Source organism: Leisingera sp. S132 (genome assembly GCF_025144465.1).
Classification (GTDB): domain Bacteria; phylum Pseudomonadota; class Alphaproteobacteria; order Rhodobacterales; family Rhodobacteraceae; genus Leisingera.
The window spans coordinates 2,954,791-2,971,177 of sequence record NZ_CP083553.1; the positions used below are offsets into that span (position 1 = coordinate 2,954,791).

At 64.9% G+C, this 16,387-nt stretch carries 14 protein-coding genes; 8 read left to right on the forward strand and 6 right to left on the reverse strand.

Going from position 1 to position 16,387, the window contains the following annotated elements; genetic code table 11:
* Positions 1-152: 152 nt before the first annotated feature.
* Positions 153-1,361 (reverse strand): glycosyltransferase, encoded by a 1,209-nt coding sequence (locus tag K3725_RS14640; protein WP_260016036.1) that lies wholly within the window; start codon positions 1,359-1,361, stop codon positions 153-155.
* A gap of 236 nt (positions 1,362-1,597) precedes the next feature.
* On the opposite strand from K3725_RS14640, the gene K3725_RS14645 reads away from it, so the two are divergent.
* Positions 1,598-2,968, forward strand: a complete 1,371-nt coding sequence (locus K3725_RS14645; RefSeq protein WP_260016037.1) for an oligosaccharide flippase family protein — start codon at positions 1,598-1,600, stop codon at positions 2,966-2,968.
* Positions 2,969-3,075: 107 nt separating this feature from the next.
* Here K3725_RS14645 and K3725_RS14650 read toward each other — a convergent pair whose 3' ends face one another.
* The 3 genes from K3725_RS14650 to K3725_RS14660 all read right to left on the reverse strand — a co-directional run bounded on the left by K3725_RS14650 (position 3,076) and on the right by K3725_RS14660 (position 6,243).
* Positions 3,076-4,317 carry a DUF874 domain-containing protein gene (locus K3725_RS14650; RefSeq protein ID WP_260016038.1) on the reverse strand — a complete coding sequence of 414 codons (1,242 nt, stop codon included), beginning with the start codon at positions 4,315-4,317 and terminating at the stop codon, positions 3,076-3,078.
* A gap of 118 nt (positions 4,318-4,435) precedes the next feature.
* A complete protein-coding gene (locus K3725_RS14655) occupies positions 4,436-5,362 on the reverse strand; it encodes a CpsD/CapB family tyrosine-protein kinase (RefSeq protein WP_260016039.1) in 927 nt (308 codons plus the stop codon).
* A gap of 74 nt (positions 5,363-5,436) precedes the next feature.
* The gene (locus K3725_RS14660; RefSeq protein WP_260016040.1) at positions 5,437-6,243 is read right to left on the reverse strand and encodes a sugar transferase; all 807 of its coding nucleotides are present in this window, start codon (positions 6,241-6,243) and stop codon (positions 5,437-5,439) included.
* Between the two features lie 684 nt (positions 6,244-6,927).
* On the opposite strand from K3725_RS14660, the gene K3725_RS14665 reads away from it, so the two are divergent.
* Complete coding sequence (locus tag K3725_RS14665; protein ID WP_260016041.1) at positions 6,928-7,779, forward strand: 2-dehydro-3-deoxygalactonokinase; 852 nt, start codon at positions 6,928-6,930, stop codon at positions 7,777-7,779.
* A gap of 198 nt (positions 7,780-7,977) precedes the next feature.
* Here K3725_RS14665 and K3725_RS14670 read toward each other — a convergent pair whose 3' ends face one another.
* Both K3725_RS14670 and K3725_RS14675 read right to left on the reverse strand, forming a co-directional pair.
* Complete coding sequence (locus K3725_RS14670) at positions 7,978-8,787, reverse strand: TIGR03084 family metal-binding protein (RefSeq protein ID WP_260016042.1); 810 nt, start codon at positions 8,785-8,787, stop codon at positions 7,978-7,980.
* Positions 8,788-8,882: 95 nt separating this feature from the next.
* Positions 8,883-10,001 (reverse strand): class I SAM-dependent RNA methyltransferase, encoded by a 1,119-nt coding sequence (locus K3725_RS14675; RefSeq protein WP_260016043.1) that lies wholly within the window; start codon positions 9,999-10,001, stop codon positions 8,883-8,885.
* A gap of 267 nt (positions 10,002-10,268) precedes the next feature.
* Here K3725_RS14675 and K3725_RS14680 point away from each other — a divergent pair, with 267 nt between their 5' ends.
* The 6 genes from K3725_RS14680 to K3725_RS14705 all read left to right on the forward strand — a co-directional run bounded on the left by K3725_RS14680 (position 10,269) and on the right by K3725_RS14705 (position 16,306).
* Complete coding sequence (locus K3725_RS14680; protein WP_260016044.1) at positions 10,269-12,002, forward strand: ABC transporter substrate-binding protein; 1,734 nt, start codon at positions 10,269-10,271, stop codon at positions 12,000-12,002.
* A gap of 167 nt (positions 12,003-12,169) precedes the next feature.
* Positions 12,170-13,246 carry an ABC transporter ATP-binding protein gene (locus K3725_RS14685; protein ID WP_260016045.1) on the forward strand — a complete coding sequence of 359 codons (1,077 nt, stop codon included), beginning with the start codon at positions 12,170-12,172 and terminating at the stop codon, positions 13,244-13,246.
* A gap of 7 nt (positions 13,247-13,253) precedes the next feature.
* Positions 13,254-14,354, forward strand: a complete 1,101-nt coding sequence (locus tag K3725_RS14690; protein ID WP_260016046.1) for an ABC transporter ATP-binding protein — start codon at positions 13,254-13,256, stop codon at positions 14,352-14,354.
* Positions 14,354-15,217: a carbohydrate ABC transporter permease gene (locus tag K3725_RS14695; RefSeq protein ID WP_260016047.1), complete on the forward strand. Its 864-nt coding sequence runs from the start codon at positions 14,354-14,356 to the stop codon at positions 15,215-15,217. The genes K3725_RS14690 and K3725_RS14695 overlap by 1 nt, the downstream gene beginning before the upstream one ends.
* A gap of 13 nt (positions 15,218-15,230) precedes the next feature.
* Positions 15,231-16,028, forward strand: a complete 798-nt coding sequence (locus K3725_RS14700) for a carbohydrate ABC transporter permease (protein WP_260016048.1) — start codon at positions 15,231-15,233, stop codon at positions 16,026-16,028.
* Entirely contained in the window at positions 16,028-16,306 is a 279-nt protein-coding gene (locus K3725_RS14705; RefSeq protein WP_260016049.1) for a DUF2160 domain-containing protein, read from the forward strand. Before K3725_RS14700 ends, K3725_RS14705 begins: the two co-directional genes overlap by 1 nt.
* Positions 16,307-16,387 lie beyond the last annotated feature (81 nt).

Here is a 16,387-nt window from a genome sequence, read left to right on the forward strand (position 1 = left end):
GACGGGAGGTCCTCCCGCGCCCGCAGGATGCCCTGGCTGCGCCAGAACACCCTTGGCGGCCTTGGGCGTGGCCCGGCGCAAGGCGCCGGGCCACGCCCAACGGGAGCGGTGCATCTGCAGATGCGCCGGCGACGGGCGGGAGGGCAGCGCGGCTATGTCCCTATGGTTTGGCGGAAATGCCCGGCCAGGCGGGCGGCTTCCCTGGCGCTGTCATGCCGCTCAAGCACCCTGGTGCGGCCGGCCTGGCCCAATTCGGCACGCCGCTCCTTCGGTGTTTCCGACAGCTCCAGAAGAGCCTCTGCCAGCGCCGTTTCATCGCCCGCAGGGATCAGCCAGCCCGTTTTGCCCGGCTGCACCAGCTCCGGTGTGCCTGCAACATAGGTGGCAATGACCGGCCGGGCGGCGGCCATTGCCTCCATTACCACCATCGGCAGCCCCTCGGCAAAGGAAGGCATCACCAGCGCATGGGCGCGGCCCAGCTCCTGCCGCACGCCGTCTTCTGCCAGCCAGCCGGTCAGCGTGATATTCCGCTGCAGCCCGAGTTCGGCAATGGCCGCCTCCAGGTCCGGGCGCATTTCCCCGTCGCCGATCAAAGCCAGCTGCGCATCCGGGACCTGCGCCACCAGCTGAGCCATGGCCCGGACCAGCACCATTTGCCCCTTCTGCTCGACAAACCGTCCGATGGCGGCAAGCCGCAGCGGTCCGCCGGGCAGCGGCACCGGGCCGGCAAAGCGCTCTGGTTCGATGCCGCAATGCACCACTTTCAGGCTGTCCCATTTGGCAAACGGCGCCCAGCGGCTGAGCTGGCTCTTGCCGAAACTGCTGACACCCGCTGTGAAGGCCGCGCGGCTGATCTTCTCGCCCAGCGACAGCGCATGGGGGGCATCGAATTCCTCCGGCCCATGCACGGTGAAACTGTAGGCGGGGCCGCCCAGCACATGCGCCAGCATCGCCACCGCCGCAGAATTGGTGCCGAAATGCGCATGCATGTGCTGCACGCCTTCCGCCGCGCAGCGCTGTTTCACATGGGCCGCTTCAGCCAGATAGATGAGGTGGCGCAGCCCCCCCTTGTCCGAGGCGCGTGCCAGTTGAAGCGCCAGCGCCAGCGCCTTCGGAAAACGGCGCGGCGCCGCCAATGCCTGCCGCACCAGCGCCGCCAGAAGGCGGACCGGGCCAGCCTGCAGCACATATTCCGTGCGCGCGGCCTCTGCCTGATCGCCGGGGTCGGCCAGCGCGCTGTCAGAGGGCCGCATCGCCAGGCGCAGGACCTCCGCGCCCTGCTGCTCCAGCGCCTGCAGCTCGCGGCGGATAAAGCTGTGCGAGGGCTGCGGATAGGTGTTCAGGACATAGGCGATTTTCAACGCGGCGGCTTCCCGGCAAATGCATGTATCCGCGGCAGGTTAGCGGTGGTTTGGCGGCTTGCCCAGCACCCTGTGCCGCTTGTCCAGCGGGCGTGGAGAATGCAGCACAGGCGCCGGGATTGTCGCTGAATTTCAGCCGCTTGCGCATCGCTCAGCCGCCATTGCCGCCGCAAGATTGACGCCCCTGCCCCGCCCGCCTAGCCTGCAGCATACAGGTTTAGGGGATTTGCGCCGGAATGCAGCGGGTTGCTTCGCTTTTTGCCGGTCAGGGGATGATGGCGCGGGTGCTGCGCTCGGCCTCCTGGCTGATGATCGGGTATGGCGGCAGCCAGGCCTTGCGGCTGGCCTCCAACCTGATCCTGACGCGCATCCTGTTTCCCGAGGCCTTTGGCCTGATGGCACTGGTCACGGTGGTGACGGTGGGTCTGTCGCTGTTTTCGGACGTGGGCATCGGGCCGTCGATTGCCCAGAACACGCGCGGCGACGATCCGGCGTTTCTGGACACCGCCTGGACCATTCAGGTGATCCGCGGATTTGCCCTGTGGGCGCTGACGGCGCTCCTGGCCTGGCCTGCGGCCGCATTCTATGGCACGCCGGAGCTGCTGATCTACCTCCCCATCGCGGGGGCTGGCCTGGCCATTGCCGGCTTCAACCCGACCCGGATCGAAACCGCGCACCGGCATCTGCTGGCGGGGCGGGTCACGGCGCTGGATCTGGCGGGCCAGGCCATTGGGCTGGCGGCGATGGTGCTGCTGGCACTGGCCACGCAATCGGTGATCGCACTTGTGCTGGGCGGGGTCATTCAGGCCGCGGCCAAGCTGGTGCTGTGCCACTTCGGCCTGCCGGGGGCGGCCAACCGGTTCCGCTGGGAGCAAGCGGCAGCGCGGGAGCTCATCCATTTCGGCAAGTGGATCTTCCTGTCCACCGCCTTCTGGTTCCTGACCTCGCAGGGGGACCGGGCGATCCTGGGCAAGTTCGTGCCGCTGGAAGTGCTGGGGATCTACAACATCGGCTATTTCCTGGCGAGCTTTCCGATGCTTCTGGGCCATGCGGTGAACCAGCGGCTGATGATCCCGGTTTACCGCGACAAGCCTGCGCGGGAGGCGCCTGAGAACCTGCGGCGGCAGCGGCAGCTGCGCTGCGGGCTGACGGGCGCCATCCTGGGATTGCTGCTGCTGATGGCCTGGGCCGGGCCGTGGCTGGTCCAGTTCCTTTATGATGACCGCTATGTGCAGGCCGGGCCGATGATCGTGCTGATCGCCCTGGCGCTGGCGCCTGCGGTGATCACCATGACCTATGACCAGGCGGCGCTGGCGGCGGGCGACAGCCGCGGGTTCTTTGTGTTTTCAGCCGCCCGCGCCTGCCTCCAGACAGGTCTGTTTCTGGGCGGTGTGGCCTGGTTCGGGCTGGCAGGCGGAATTGCTGCACTGGGGCTGGCGATGCTGGCGGCCTATCCGGTGCTGGTGCGGCTGGCGCGCAGGCATCACGTCTGGGACCCGCTGCATGATGCCGGTTATGTGCTGCTGAGCGGCGCGGCAGGCGGCGCTGCCCTCAGCTGGCATTGGGCGGAAATCACGGAGATGGCATCAGCTCTGGGAACGCCTTAAACACAGCCTGCAAACCAGGTTAAACTGCAACCGGAAGACGAAAGACAGCCGCGGGTGGAAGCGGCGCTCATTGCTTGCCCGCCGCAAGGGCAGAAACCCAATACCGTCTAGGACTTGCGCCGGAACAGCCCGCGGCGCGGCGGGCGGGTGTCCAGCACCGGGATGGAAACCACCGGCACCAGGCCGGTTTCCCGCTCCATCTGTGCGGCGGTGCGCAGCACCGGGTGGCGCAGTTCCTGCAGGAAGGCGGCCAGCAAGGCCAGGATGACGCTGGCCGCGGCCCCCATCAGCGCCTTGGTTTTGCGGGCGCCGGTCACCGGGTAGTCGGGCAGCGGCGCGGGTTCGATCACCGTCAGCCGCTCTGCCTGATGGCTGGTCTCCAGCCGGAAGCCAACCTCGGCCTCGTTGCGGCGGGCGGTCATCTGTGCCAGCTCGCCCTGCAACTGCTCCAGCCGGCGGTCATATGCGCCGAGCTGGCGCTCAACTTCCGGAGTGGTCTGCAAGGAGGCCTCCAGCCCGGTCTTGCGCTGGGTCAGCAGCGCCTCCTGCGCGTCCAGCGTCGCCAGCTGCTGTTCGGCCTCCTCCTGCAGGCGGCGGGCGGTGGCGGCGCGTTCTGTCGACTGGGCGCGGTCGGCAGCGCGGCGGATTTCGATCCGCTCGCGGGCAATTTCCAGAAGGCCCTCGTTCATCGCGGCGATTTCAGCCCTGCGGAATTCGATGGTTCCGGGCAGGGTCACGTCGTTTGCGTTGCGGTAGGCGGCGATCTCATCCTCCAGCGCTGCAACCTGATCCGCCAGGGCCGCTTCCTTCTGAACAAAGAAGCTGAGGGTTTCCCGGGCCTGGTCAATACGGGTCGCCATGCTGAGTTCAATCGTGCGGCGTCCGAACTCGCTGGCGACCTGCTGCGCCTGCTCTGCTGTGGGCATCCGGGCGGTGATGGTCAGCACCGAAATTGTGCCGTCATCGGCAAACCCCTCGCGGGCGGCCGCAACGCCAGTGATCTGCACCGATGTCCGCAGCTGCACCACTTTCTGCAATTCGGTCAGGGAGTCCTGGTCCGCATAGAGGCCGAATTTCCCGATAATTTCGAGCAATGTCCCACGGGCCATCAGCCGCTGCTCTATCAGCTGCATGCGCCGCGCCGAGGAGCCTTCGACCGTGGATTTGGCAAGTTCGCCTGCAATCTGCGGCTGGGTGATCTGAAGCACCTCTGCCGTTTCATATTCATGCTGCTGGCTGGCGGCGAACCACAGGGACACAAGACAGCCGAAGACAAACACGCAAGCGATGGTGAACAGCCTGCGCCGCACCATGTCGAGAAAATCGCCCAGTGAGTAGATCGGCCCCATCTGTCTGCTCTCATGCCGCCGGGGTCCCCGGCCGTTCCAATCCGTTCAAGCCGCACACAAGGCCGCCGTTCCCGGTTTTACACCATAGCAACCGGGCGAAACTATGGCGCATCAGCGCTCAGTTCAGCGGGCTGTCCGACCTGCGCGCGCGGTTCAGAACCACCCCCAGCAGCTCCGTTTGGCCTGCAAGCATCTTCTCGCAGGCGGCCAGTTGCGCCGCGGTGGTGCTGGTGCCGTCAGATATCAGCAGCACGCCGTCCACCTGCGGCAGGAAGGCGGCGGTGTCGTCATGTTCCAGCACCGGAGGCAGATCGAACAGCACGGTGTCCGCGCCGCTGCGCAGCATCAAGTCGTCCACGGCTGCGCTGCAGCTCCGGCTATGAAGGATCTCGGCGGCGTCCTGGTCCAGCGCGCTGTTCAGCCCGACCGCCAGCGATGGCAGCGGGCGCAGCAGCTGGTCTTCCATTTGAACTGCGCCGGACAGGAAAGCCGCCATATCAGCAGTTTCCTCAATCCCCATCGCCCGTGCAATTCCCGGGCGGCGGAAGTTCATGTCCATCAGCACGGTGCGGCTGCCGGGCACCCGGGCCAGGCTCAGCGCGAGGTTGACCGCTGAGAAGGTGCTGCCGCAGCATGCGGCCGGGGCAGTCACGGCAACCCGTTTCCAGCCGCGCGCCCTGAGAGTGTGCGACAGCCGGGTGCGGAGCAGATCGAAGGATTTGGCGGCGGGCGCAGCGCGGAACCGGCTGACCAGCGGCAGCCGCGTCTTATGCTCCGCTGTTCCCGGGAAGGGAACCTGCCGGATCCGCTCCCAGGGTTCCGGCAAAGCGGCGGGCAGTTGAATGGAACCAGCCGAAGAGGGCGCGTCCAGGGGACGCTGCCGCGGCGCGCCGGATGCCGCGGGTGCAGCCTCCGCCGGAGCACGGCGGCGGCGGAACCGCTTGAACCCTTGCTCGCTCATGCCGACCTCGTCATCCTTCTCCAACATCCGGGTGCCGCGCACCGGGCTGGCAGTGGCGGCCCCTGATACAGCAAAATGCTTCACAACCGTGCTCCTTGCAATGGCCGAACAGTCTGATGCCGGCGCGCAGGACGCAGGCAGAGCATACTGGAAACGCGTTAATATCCTGTCCCCTTCAGCACCACGCCGGCTGTGCGCCAGATCAGCGCCAGGTCCCCGGCCAGCGACAGCCCGCGCCGGTAATCCGCATCCGCCCGGGCGCGGCTTGCAAAACTGCCCTCGTTGCGGACGGAGACCTGCCAGACGCCGGTTAGTCCCGGCCGCAGGGCAAAATAGGCCCGCGCATCGCCGTAGAGCGGCAGCTGCTGCGGCATCATCGGGCGCGGACCGACCAGGCTCATCTCCCCCTTCGCAACGTTCCACAATTGCGGCAGTTCATCCAATGAGGTGGCACGCAGGAACCGGCCGACGCGGGTGATCCGGGGATCATTCTTGAGTTTCTGGGTCTTGTCCCATTCCCGGCGCAAGGCCGGATCGGTGGCCAGGTAATGCTGCAGCAGCCGGTCCGCATCGCGCACCATGGTGCGCAGCTTCAGGATGCGGAACCGCTTACCGCCGCGGCCCAGCCGGGCCTGGGTGTAAAAGGGCTGCCCGCCCTCAAGCCAGAGCGCTGCTGCACAAACCGCAATCAAGGGAAGGACGACCGGCAGGCTCAGCAGCACCAGCAGCAGATCGAGGATCCGCTTGCCGCTTGCCGGATAGCCGCTTCTAAGGCGGCCGCCCGTGCCCGCCTCTGCGTTCCAGCCGGCCTGTCCCGCCGCCGCAAAACTGTTCAAAGCAGAGTTCACATTGGCCGGTTGCATCTGCAGCGGACGGAGGAAAGCAACGGCCTTGGACGCCAGCCTTCCCTCAACCTCAACCCGCGCAAAGGACAGCCCCGCCCCTCCGGAAGCCGCATCTCTCATTCCATATCCCCTCACTCCAGCCAGTCCCCACGGCCGGGCCGCCGCCTGAAACGGCGGGCGTTCACAACTCACCCAGACAGTCCGCAAACCTGAGGCCGCAGAATGCCGTTACTGATTTTCTGGTTCGAAACGGGGCGCGCCCCCACGCGCCCGCGTCATTTTCATGCGGCCGCCCAAAATAAACGGCGGCGGTGCAATCCTGCACTCTGCCCTAATTAGGACATATTTAGACAATTGCGCGTAAAATTTACATTTCACCGCAAAATGCACCAGAAAGACGGGTTTCACCCGGAAAATGCGGAAACGATAGGGGAAAAATTCGCACATTGTTTCCCGAACGGGCGCTGCATCCCGGGATTAAGGCGCCGGTCTTGCAAGCTTGCACCGCGAAACTGCGCCGCACCCCCGGGCAATTGGCAAAGCTATGCAGCTGAATGCTCCGCGAATGGGTTTTCTATTTTATATGCAATTGCCCCTGCGGCCGGCAACTCGCCGGAAATGGGGACCTGCAAAAGCCGTTCACAGCCGTACTTAAAGTCTTCGCGGAGCCGGGCGCCTTGGATGTTACGCGCCTCCCGCGGGCTTTTGCATCTCTGCAGCCCGTTTCTGCCTGGCGGCAGACTTGCCGGATCCCGGATTCACGGCCATAACCCGCGGCACGGAATGAGAAGAGGACGTATGGGTATGACGCAGCCCTCCGGCAGCAGCGCCAGCTGGCTGGCCGCCAATCTGGACGGAACAACACTGACCGCTTGGCCTGTAACCGGTGGAACCGCAGGTCCGGCCCAGGTTCAGAGGCTGCAGGACCGCAGCCCTGCCTCGCTGGCCGCCGGACTCCGGCGGGTCCGGTCCAGCGGGGCGCACCCCCTGGTTCTCGGCGGCAGCTCCCTGGTGCCGCCGCAAAAGGTGCCGGCGGAACCTGCCGCACTGCACTTGGCAGCGGTAGAACTGGAAGAGCTGACCGTCCATGCCCTGCCGGGACTGAGCCAGCCCGCGCCGTGCGGTCTGATACAAGGCGCTGCAGCCCGGCTGCGCGGATTTTTGCAGCTGAACCCGGATTGGGACGGGGTGGTCTGCCTGCCCGGCGGCACTGTCACCCACTGGGTTCAGGTCAGTGCCAGGGAGGCCGTCAGCTTCCAAAGCGCGCTGACCGGCCAGCTCGCGGCAGCGGTGATGCAGCCATTGGCACTGGACGCCGAAGCCGGTTGCGGCAGCGCAGAGCTTGCTGCAGCGGCGGCGGATGGAATCGCCAGGCCCGAACTGCTGGCGGCACGGCTGGCTGCCCTCCAGGCAGAGGCCAGGCTGGGGCATCTGCCGGCAGAGGACGCATGCGGCAGGCTCTGGGGACTGCTGCTTGGGGCCGAGCTGGCAGCGTCCCGGCCCTATTGGCTGGGCCAGAATGTGGCTCTGCTTGCCGATGCGCCGCTTCAGGCGGTCTATTCCGCCGCGCTGGACGCCCAGGGACTGCCCGTAACCGTGGCGGACCCGCAGCGCATGACGCTGGAAGGGCTGACCAGGGCCTGGGCCGCGGCGTAAGCCAGGCCCGTACCTCCCGCTGCTGCAGCACAGCGTTACCGGGAGGTCCAGCGGCGCACTCCCGCGCCTGCGGGCCCACCGGCTGCGCCGGGCGGCCTTGGCAGCCTTGGGCGCCGCGCCCAACGGGCTGAAGCCTTCCGTCAGGAAGGGAAAGCCGGGCGGGAGCCCCCTGCCAGAGGTGCCGCTGCCCCTTCCGGCCTAAGGTTTTGCCGGGCCGGCCCTGTACCGTGTTCCCTTCAGCGGCGGAGTCTCTGGCGGGCCTGCAAAACACTGGGCGATTTGCAGCCAGCATTCGGCAGCAGTGCCGGAGACCAGCAAACCAGTGTCCTCAAAGCTGCGCACCTGGGTGACAACCTGGGCAAACTCCACCGCAGAGCCTTTGACAAAATTCTCATCCTGCGGAGCATTCCAGTCCCAAACCGCCCCCGACGGCCCGGTCAGCTGGACAAAGGGCGCAGGCTCCGGCACGTCCAGCCCGCGGTTGCGGAAGCTCCAGCCGTAGGTCGCCACCCCCAGATGCGCGATGTTGCGGATGCGGTCCTGCTCCTGCCGCTCATGCCCCAGGAGGTCGAACACCTCCTGCCCGTGCGCCCAGGTCTCCATCTGCCGGGCAGTCACGGAACTGAGCGCGCTCATGTCCGGACCGATCCATTTCAGCCGCGCCTTGGGATCAGCGGCGGCGAAAGCACCGGCACAGCGCTCTGCCCCGTCCTGCCAGGCCGCAAACAGGGCCCGGCCGCTGAGACCATCCAGCCAGGGAAACTGGCATTCGAGGATGGAGCGGCCCGCCTGCATGTCCCGCAGAACCGGCGCGATGAAGGCGGTAAAGGCGGCCTCGCCCTGCAAAGACGCCTCCGCCGCTGCGTTGAACAGATGCAGGTGCCCCAGCACATGATCGATGGTCCAGCCCTTGAACTGGGTTTCGCGGTGGAACTCGGCCTCTGGCAGATCTTCAAGAATGGCTGCCAGGGCGCGGCTCTCTGCGCGGAAATCTTCGGCCTGCTGCATGGCTCTCCCCTTATGCTCCGCCCCGCAGGATAGCCGGGCCGGCCGCTTGACTGAAACAGGGACGAAGCGTCACGAATTGGGGCGCCGGGACGGGTTCAGGGCAGCGGACCGGTCCTGAACAGGCGGATCTTCAGACCGCCGTGTGCGACTGGCGCACCAAACGGCAGGAATGGCAGATTGGTTGCCTTGGCCAAGCTGGTTTCCGAGGTAACGATACCCACGCGCCAGCCGGAGAACCGCTCCGTCAGCACCTGTCCCAACGCGCCGTAAAGGGCATAAAGCAGTTTCTTGTTGCCGATCCGGGCGCCATAGGGCGGGTTGACGATGACCAGGCCCGGCGGGCCGTCCGGGCGCTGCAGGTCGCTGACCGCAGCCTGGGTAAAACGGGTGCAATCGGCCACGCCCGCCCGGTCCGCGTTGGCAGCGGCCATCTCCACGGCGCCCGCGTTGCGGTCAGAGCCATGAAACAGCAGGTCCGTTTCCCGCGCCTCGCCCTGCTGCTTCAGCGCAGCCCAGGCGTCCGCATCAAAGGTTGCCAGCTGCTCAAAGGCAAAGCTGCGGCTGCGGCCAGGCAGCAGGCCCTTGGCGATCTCTGCCGCCTCGATCACGAAGGTGCCGGAGCCGCACATCGGATCGACCACAGGCTCAGCCCCGTCATAGCCGCATTCGCGCAGGAACAGAGCGGCGAGGTTTTCCCGCATCGGCGCCTTGCCGACAGCGGATTTGTGGCCGCGCTTGTGCAGCCCCTCACCCGAGGTGTCGACGCTGAAGACGCAGAGGTTGTCCTCGATCCTGAGCTTGACGGTCAGCTCCGCGTCTTTGGTCACAGGGGCGCCGAGGGTCTCAGTAATCGCCTTTTCCACCCGCTGGGCGGCAGCACCAGCATGGTAGATCTTGGATTTCTTGTTGGTGGAGACCTCTACCTTCAGCGGCACATCCGGGCGCAGCACATCGCCCCACGGGAACTTGCGCGACCGTTTGTCGAGCTGAGCCAGGTGGAAGGCACGGAATTCGCCGATCCGCGCCAGCACCCGCGCCGCGCCGCGCACCGACAGGTTGGCGCGCCAGACCTCCGCCCAGTTGCCCTGCACCGTGACCCCGCCCGGTACCGCCTTGGGCGCGGCAAAGCCCAGCTCCCTGGCCTCGGCCAGCAGCGCCTGTTCCAGCCCTGGCGCTGCGGTCAGGAAGATCTCGAATGTGGTGTCTTGCGTCATGCTGCCCTCCTTAGACGCAAAGCCCAGCCGCGGCGACTGTTTTTTCTGATCCCGCCTTTGGAGAAACTGCCGGTGCGTTACAACCGCAGATGCCGCAATGCGGCATCGCCCACCCGCACTGCGGCATCAGAAATTACACTTTAAATTCAAGTTCTTACTTATTACTAAAAAATTAGTTTGACAACATAATCCAACCTATGAAAGCTCTATGCCAGTCAGGTGCAGCCAACGCGCAGCTGGCCTCAAGAGACTTTCAGGGAGGAAGAGATGCGTAAGTATCTTCTCTCCGCAGCAGCCGTTTGTGCGGTGGTTGCGGGATCAATTGGCTATGCCGACGAAATGGCGGCCAAAAAATGGATTGATGAAGAATTCCAGCCGTCGGCTTTGACCAAGGATGAACAGCTGTCAGAGATGCAGTGGTTCATCAAGGCCGCGGAACCTTACAAAGGCATGGAGATCAACGTGCTGTCGGAAGGCATTCCGACGCATAGCTATGAATCCGAAGTGCTGACCAAAGCGTTTGAGGAAATCACCGGCATCAAGGTGAACCACCAGATCCTGGGTGAAGGCGAGGTCGTTCAGGCCGTGCAGACCCAGATGCAGACCAAGCGGAACCTCTATGACGGCTACGTCAATGACTCCGACCTGATCGGCACCCACTCGCGCCTGCAGCTGGCGTACAACCTGACCGACATGATGGCAGGCGAGTTCAAGGACGTGACCAACCCCGGCCTCGACCTGGATGACTTCATGGGCACCCAGTTCACCACCGGCCCGGACGGCGACCTGTACCAGCTGCCCGACCAGCAGTTCGCGAACCTCTACTGGTTCCGCAAGGACTGGTTCGACCGCGAAGACCTGCAGGCCGCGTTCAAGGAAAAGTACGGCTATGACCTGGGCGTCCCGGTCAACTGGTCCGCATATGAGGACATCGCCGAATTCTTCAGCGAGCAGGTCAAGGAAATCGACGGCACCGCGATCTATGGCCACATGGATTACGGCAAGCGCGCGCCGGACCTTGGCTGGCGGATGACCGATGCCTGGCTGTCGATGGCCGGTGCCGGCTCGAAAGGTGAGCCGAACGGCGTGCCGATCGACGAATGGGGCATCCGCATGGAAGAAGGCTCCTGCAACCCGGCTGGTGCCAGCGTGACCCGCGGCGGCGCGGCAAACGGCCCGGCGGCGGTCTATGCGATCCGCAAGTGGGACGAATGGCTGCGCAAATACGCGCCTCCGGGTGCCGCGTCCTATGACTTCTACCAGTCGCTGCCGGCACTGGCCCAGGGCAACGTGGCGCAGCAGATCTTCTGGTACACCGCCTTCACCGCCGACATGGTGAAGCCGCAGTCCGAAGGCAACAACACGGTTGACGCCGAAGGCAACCCGCTGTGGCGGATGGCGCCCAGCCCGCACGGCCCCTACTGGGAAGAAGGCCAGAAGGTCGGTTATCAGGACGTGGGCTCCTGGACCTTCCTCAAGTCCACCCCGCTGGACCGCGCCCAGGCTGCCTGGCTTTACGCCCAGTTCGTGGTGTCCAAGACCGTGGACGTGAAGAAATCGCACGTTGGCCTGACCTTCATCCGCGACTCTTCCGTCAGCCACGAGAGCTTCACCGAGCGCGCACCCAAGCTGGGCGGTCTGGTCGAGTTCTACCGCTCGCCTGACCGCGTGGCATGGTCGCCGACCGGCATCAACGTTCCGGATTACCCGAAGCTGGCCCAGATCTGGTGGCAGCAGATTGGTGACGTGAACTCCGGCGCCTTCACGCCGCAGGAAGCGATGGACCGTCTGGCCGAGGAAATGGACATCACCATGGGCCGTATGCAGCGTGCAGACGAGCAGGCGAATGTCTATGGCGGCTGCGGCCCGCGCCTGAACGAAGAGAAAGACGCGGAGTGGTGGTACGCCAATGGCGGCGCCAAAGCCCCGCTGGAGAACGAGAAGCCGCAGGGCCAGACCGTCAACTATGACGAGCTGGTGGCCCGCTGGGCAACCAACTAAGGCCTCCTCCCGGTCCGGCCAGCGATCCCCATCATCTGGCCGGGCTGCATCAGGCCCCGGAAGACCCTTTCCCGTCATCCGGGGCCGTTTCCCCTAAGATACCGCGCGCGCAAGCCTGACCCGGCAACTGCGCGCAAACAGGCCGCCTGCCGGAAAGTCAAAGCAAGATGGCACTCGAACTCAAGGGTGTGACCAAGCGCGTCGGCGCCATTCAGCACATCAAGGAAACCTCCCTGCTGCTGGGACCCGGTCACTTCAACGTCCTTCTCGGCGCCACCGGCTCCGGAAAGACCTCACTCATTAAACTGATGGCGGGCCTTGACCCGATGGCCAGCGGCCAGGTGCTGATGGATGGCGAGGATGTCAGCCGTCTCAGCACCCAGAAGCGCAACATCAGCCTGGTGCATCAGTTCTTCATCAACTACCCGCATATGACGGTGTTCGAAAACATCGCCTCGCCGCTGAAGGTGGCCGGAATGGCGAAGTCGGAAATCGAGGCCCGTGTCGAGGAAGCCGCGGCGATCCTGCAGCTGAAGCCGATGCTGCACCGCCGCCCGCATGAGCTGTCCGGCGGCCAGCAGCAGCGCTGCGCCCTGGCCCGGGCAATTGCCAAGGAAAGCCGCGCGGTGTTCCTGGACGAGCCGCTGGCCAACCTCGACTACAAGCTGCGCGAGGAATTGCGCGACCAGTTGCCCGAACTGTTTGCCGGCCGCGGCGCGGTGGTGGTCTATGCCACCTCGGAACCCGAAGAGGCGCTGCTTCTGGGCGGCAAGACCGCGCTGATGCGCGACGGCCGGGTGACCCAGTTCGGCCCCACCGCCGAGATCTACCGCAATCCAGGCAATGTCGATGCGGCGCGGGTGTTCTCCGATCCGCCGATCAACACCGCCGAGATCACCAAGCAGGGCACCATGGCGCGCCTTGGCGCCGGCGTCACCTGGGAGCTGGCCGGCGCCGCCGCCGGGCTGGCCGATGGCACCTACACCATCGCAATCCGGCCGCACCACGTGCTGCCGCAGCCCCGCAACGGCGCCGATGTGCAGCTGTCGGGCCAGGTGCAGGTGACCGAACTTTCCGGCTCAGAAAGCTCTGCCCATTTCGACATGGGCACAGGATCGGCTACGGGCAGCTGGGTCTCGCTGGCCCACGGCGTCCACCCTTACCAGGTGGGTGAGCAGCACGACTTCTACATGGACCCCGCGCAGGCATATTTCTTTGCCCCCGACGGCAGCCGCGCGGCGTGAGGCATCAATGGCTAAAATAACTCTCTCCAAACTGCGCCACAGCTATCTTTCAACGCCGAAGTCCGACTCGGATTACGCGCTGAAGGAAATCGACCTCGACTGGACCGACGGCGGCGCCTATGCGCTGCTCGGCCCCTCAGGCTGCGGTAAATCCACCCTGTTGAACATCATCTCGGGCCTGCTGGTGCCGTCCGAGGGCAAGATCCTGTTCGACGGCCAGGACGTCACCTCCCTGCCCCCGGACCAGCGCAACATCGCCCAGGTGTTCCAGTTCCCGGTGATCTACGACACCATGACGGTTTACGATAACCTGGCCTTCCCCCTGCGCAACCGCGGCCGGGACGAGGCCACCGTGCACAAGCGGGTGATGGCGATTGCCGAGATGCTCGAAGTCACCGAGATGCTGGAGCAGAAGGCAGCGGGCCTCAGCCCCGACAACAAGCAGAAGATCTCCATGGGCCGCGGCCTGGTGCGCGAGGACGTCAACGTGGTGATGTTCGACGAGCCGCTGACCGTGATCGACCCGCACCTGAAGTGGAAGCTGCGCTCCAAGCTGAAGGAGCTGCACCAGCGGGTGAAAGCGACCATGATCTATGTCACCCACGACCAGACCGAGGCGCTGACATTCGCCGACCAGGTGGTGGTGATGCAACTGGGTGAAGTGGTGCAGATCGGCACCCCGGTGGAACTGTTCGAGCGCCCCGCGCATACCTTTGTCGGCCATTTCATCGGCTCGCCGGGCATGAACATCCTGCCTTGCGCGCTGCGGCACGGCACTGCTGTGTTTGCAGGCCAGCAGATCATGCTGGAGGGTCCCATTCAAGGCGCGGCGGAAGGCCAGACCGAAATTGGCATCCGCCCGGAGTTCGTCTCGCTGGCGGACCACGGCCTGCCTGCCACGGTCACCAAGGTCTCTGACATCGGCCGCCACACGGTGGTGGAATGCGAGGCCGGCGGCTGCCGCATCAACGCCGTGACCGAAGGCGCCGCGCCGGGAAAAGGCAGCGCCGTGCATCTGGCCTTCCGCCAGGACATGACCCGGCTTTACGTGGACGGCTGGCTTGCCACCGCCCCGGCCCATGCCACCGGCGAACAAGGAGCAGCCTGATGAAAACCGAAAACCAGAAAGCCTGGTTCTTTGTCCTGCCGGTGCTGGCGCTGGTCGCCTTCAACGCGCTCATTCCGATGATGACAGTGGTCAACTATTCGGTGCAGGAGACCTTTGGCGACAACGTGTTCTTCTGGCAGGGCCTGGACTGGTTCCAGCAGATCCTGCGCTCCGACCGGTTCCACGCGGCGCTTGGCCGCCAGTTCCTGTTCACCTTCCTGATCCTGATCATCGAGGTGCCGCTGGGCATCGCGATTGCGCTGTCGATGCCGCGCAAGGGGTTCTGGGTGCCGGTGTGCCTGGTGCTGATGGCGCTGCCGATGCTGATCCCGTGGAACGTGGTCGGCGCGATGTGGAACATCTTTACCCTGCCCGACATCGGCCTCTTGGGATACTTCCTGAACCACGTGCTGGGCATCAACTATGACATGACGCAGGATCCGGTTGCGGCCTGGGTGACCATCGTCACCATGGACGTCTGGCACTGGACCTCGCTGGTGGTGCTGCTTGCCTATGCCGGCCTGGTGTCGATCCCCGACGCCTATTACCAGGCGGCCAAGATCGACGGCGCCTCCAACTGGGCGGTGTTCCGGTTCATCCAGCTGCCGAAGATGAAGACGGTGCTGACCATCGCCATCCTGCTGCGCTTCATGGACAGTTTCAACATCTACACCGAACCGTTCGTGCTGACCGGCGGCGGTCCCGGCAACTCCACCACGCTGCTGTCGATCGACCTGGTGAAAATCGCGCTTGGCCAGTTCGACCTCGGCCCCGCTGCTGCCATGTCGCTCATCTATTTCGCAATCACGCTCCTGGTCTCCTGGCTGTTCTACACGCTGATGACCAAGGACGATCTGAACTAAGGGAGGGATCCAGATGCAGAAACGATCCATCGTCCCCATCGTCTATATCCTGTTCCTGATGCTGCCGATCTACTGGCTGGTGGCGATGAGCTTCAAGACGACCAATGAAATCTTGTCGGGCTTCTCGCTGTTCCCGCAGACCTTCACGCTGGACAACTACAAGACCATCTTCACCGATCCCAGCTGGTACTGGGGCTACATCAACTCGATCCTTTACGTGTCGATCAACACGGTGATCTCCATCGCGGTGGCGCTGCCGGCGGCCTATGCCTTCAGCCGCTACCGGTTCCTGGGCGACAAGCAGCTGTTCTTCTGGCTGCTGACCAACCGGATGGCGCCTGCCGCGGTGTTCGCGCTGCCGTTCTTCCAGCTTTATTCCGCGGTGGAACTGTTCGACACCCACCTGGCCGTGGCCCTGGCGCACTGCCTGTTCAACATTCCGCTGGCGGTGTGGATCCTCGAGGGCTTCATGGGCGGCGTGCCCAAGGAGCTGGACGAGACCGCATTCGTTGACGGTTATTCCTTCCCGCGCTTCTTTGCGACGATCTTTGTGCCGTCGATCAAGGCGGGCGTGGGTGTGGCGGCCTTCTTCTGCTTCATGTTCTCCTGGGTAGAACTGCTGCTGGCCAAGACCCTGACCGCGGTTGCCGCCAAGCCGATTGCCGCCACCATGACCAAGACCGCCTCCAGCGCGGGCTATGAACTGGGGCTGCTGGCAGCTGCGGGAACACTGACAATCATTCCGGGCGCCATCGTGATCTGGTTCGTCCGCAACTACATCGCGAAGGGTTTCGCGATGGGGAGGGTGTAATGCTTTCATGGATGGCCTGGACCTGGCCCACTGCCCTGCTGTTCATCGGTATTTTCAGCGCCATCGGCGTGCTGATCATCGCTGAAGTCCGCCACCCCGGCGGCGCGGCCCGCAAGGGCGTGCTCGGCCTCACCACCACCCGCGGCGACCGGCTGTTCATCAGCCTGCTGGGAACCTCCTATATCTTCCTGGCCTGGCTGGGACTGGTGGGGATGCCGCTGTGGTGGCCGCTGGGGCTGTCGATTGCCTGGGGCATCTTCTGCTTCTGGAAGGTCTGACCCGCGACCTCAAACCAAATCGGGACAGGCCTTGAAGGCAAACGCGTCCTTCAAGGCCGTCTCAGCCAAGACCCCGAACGG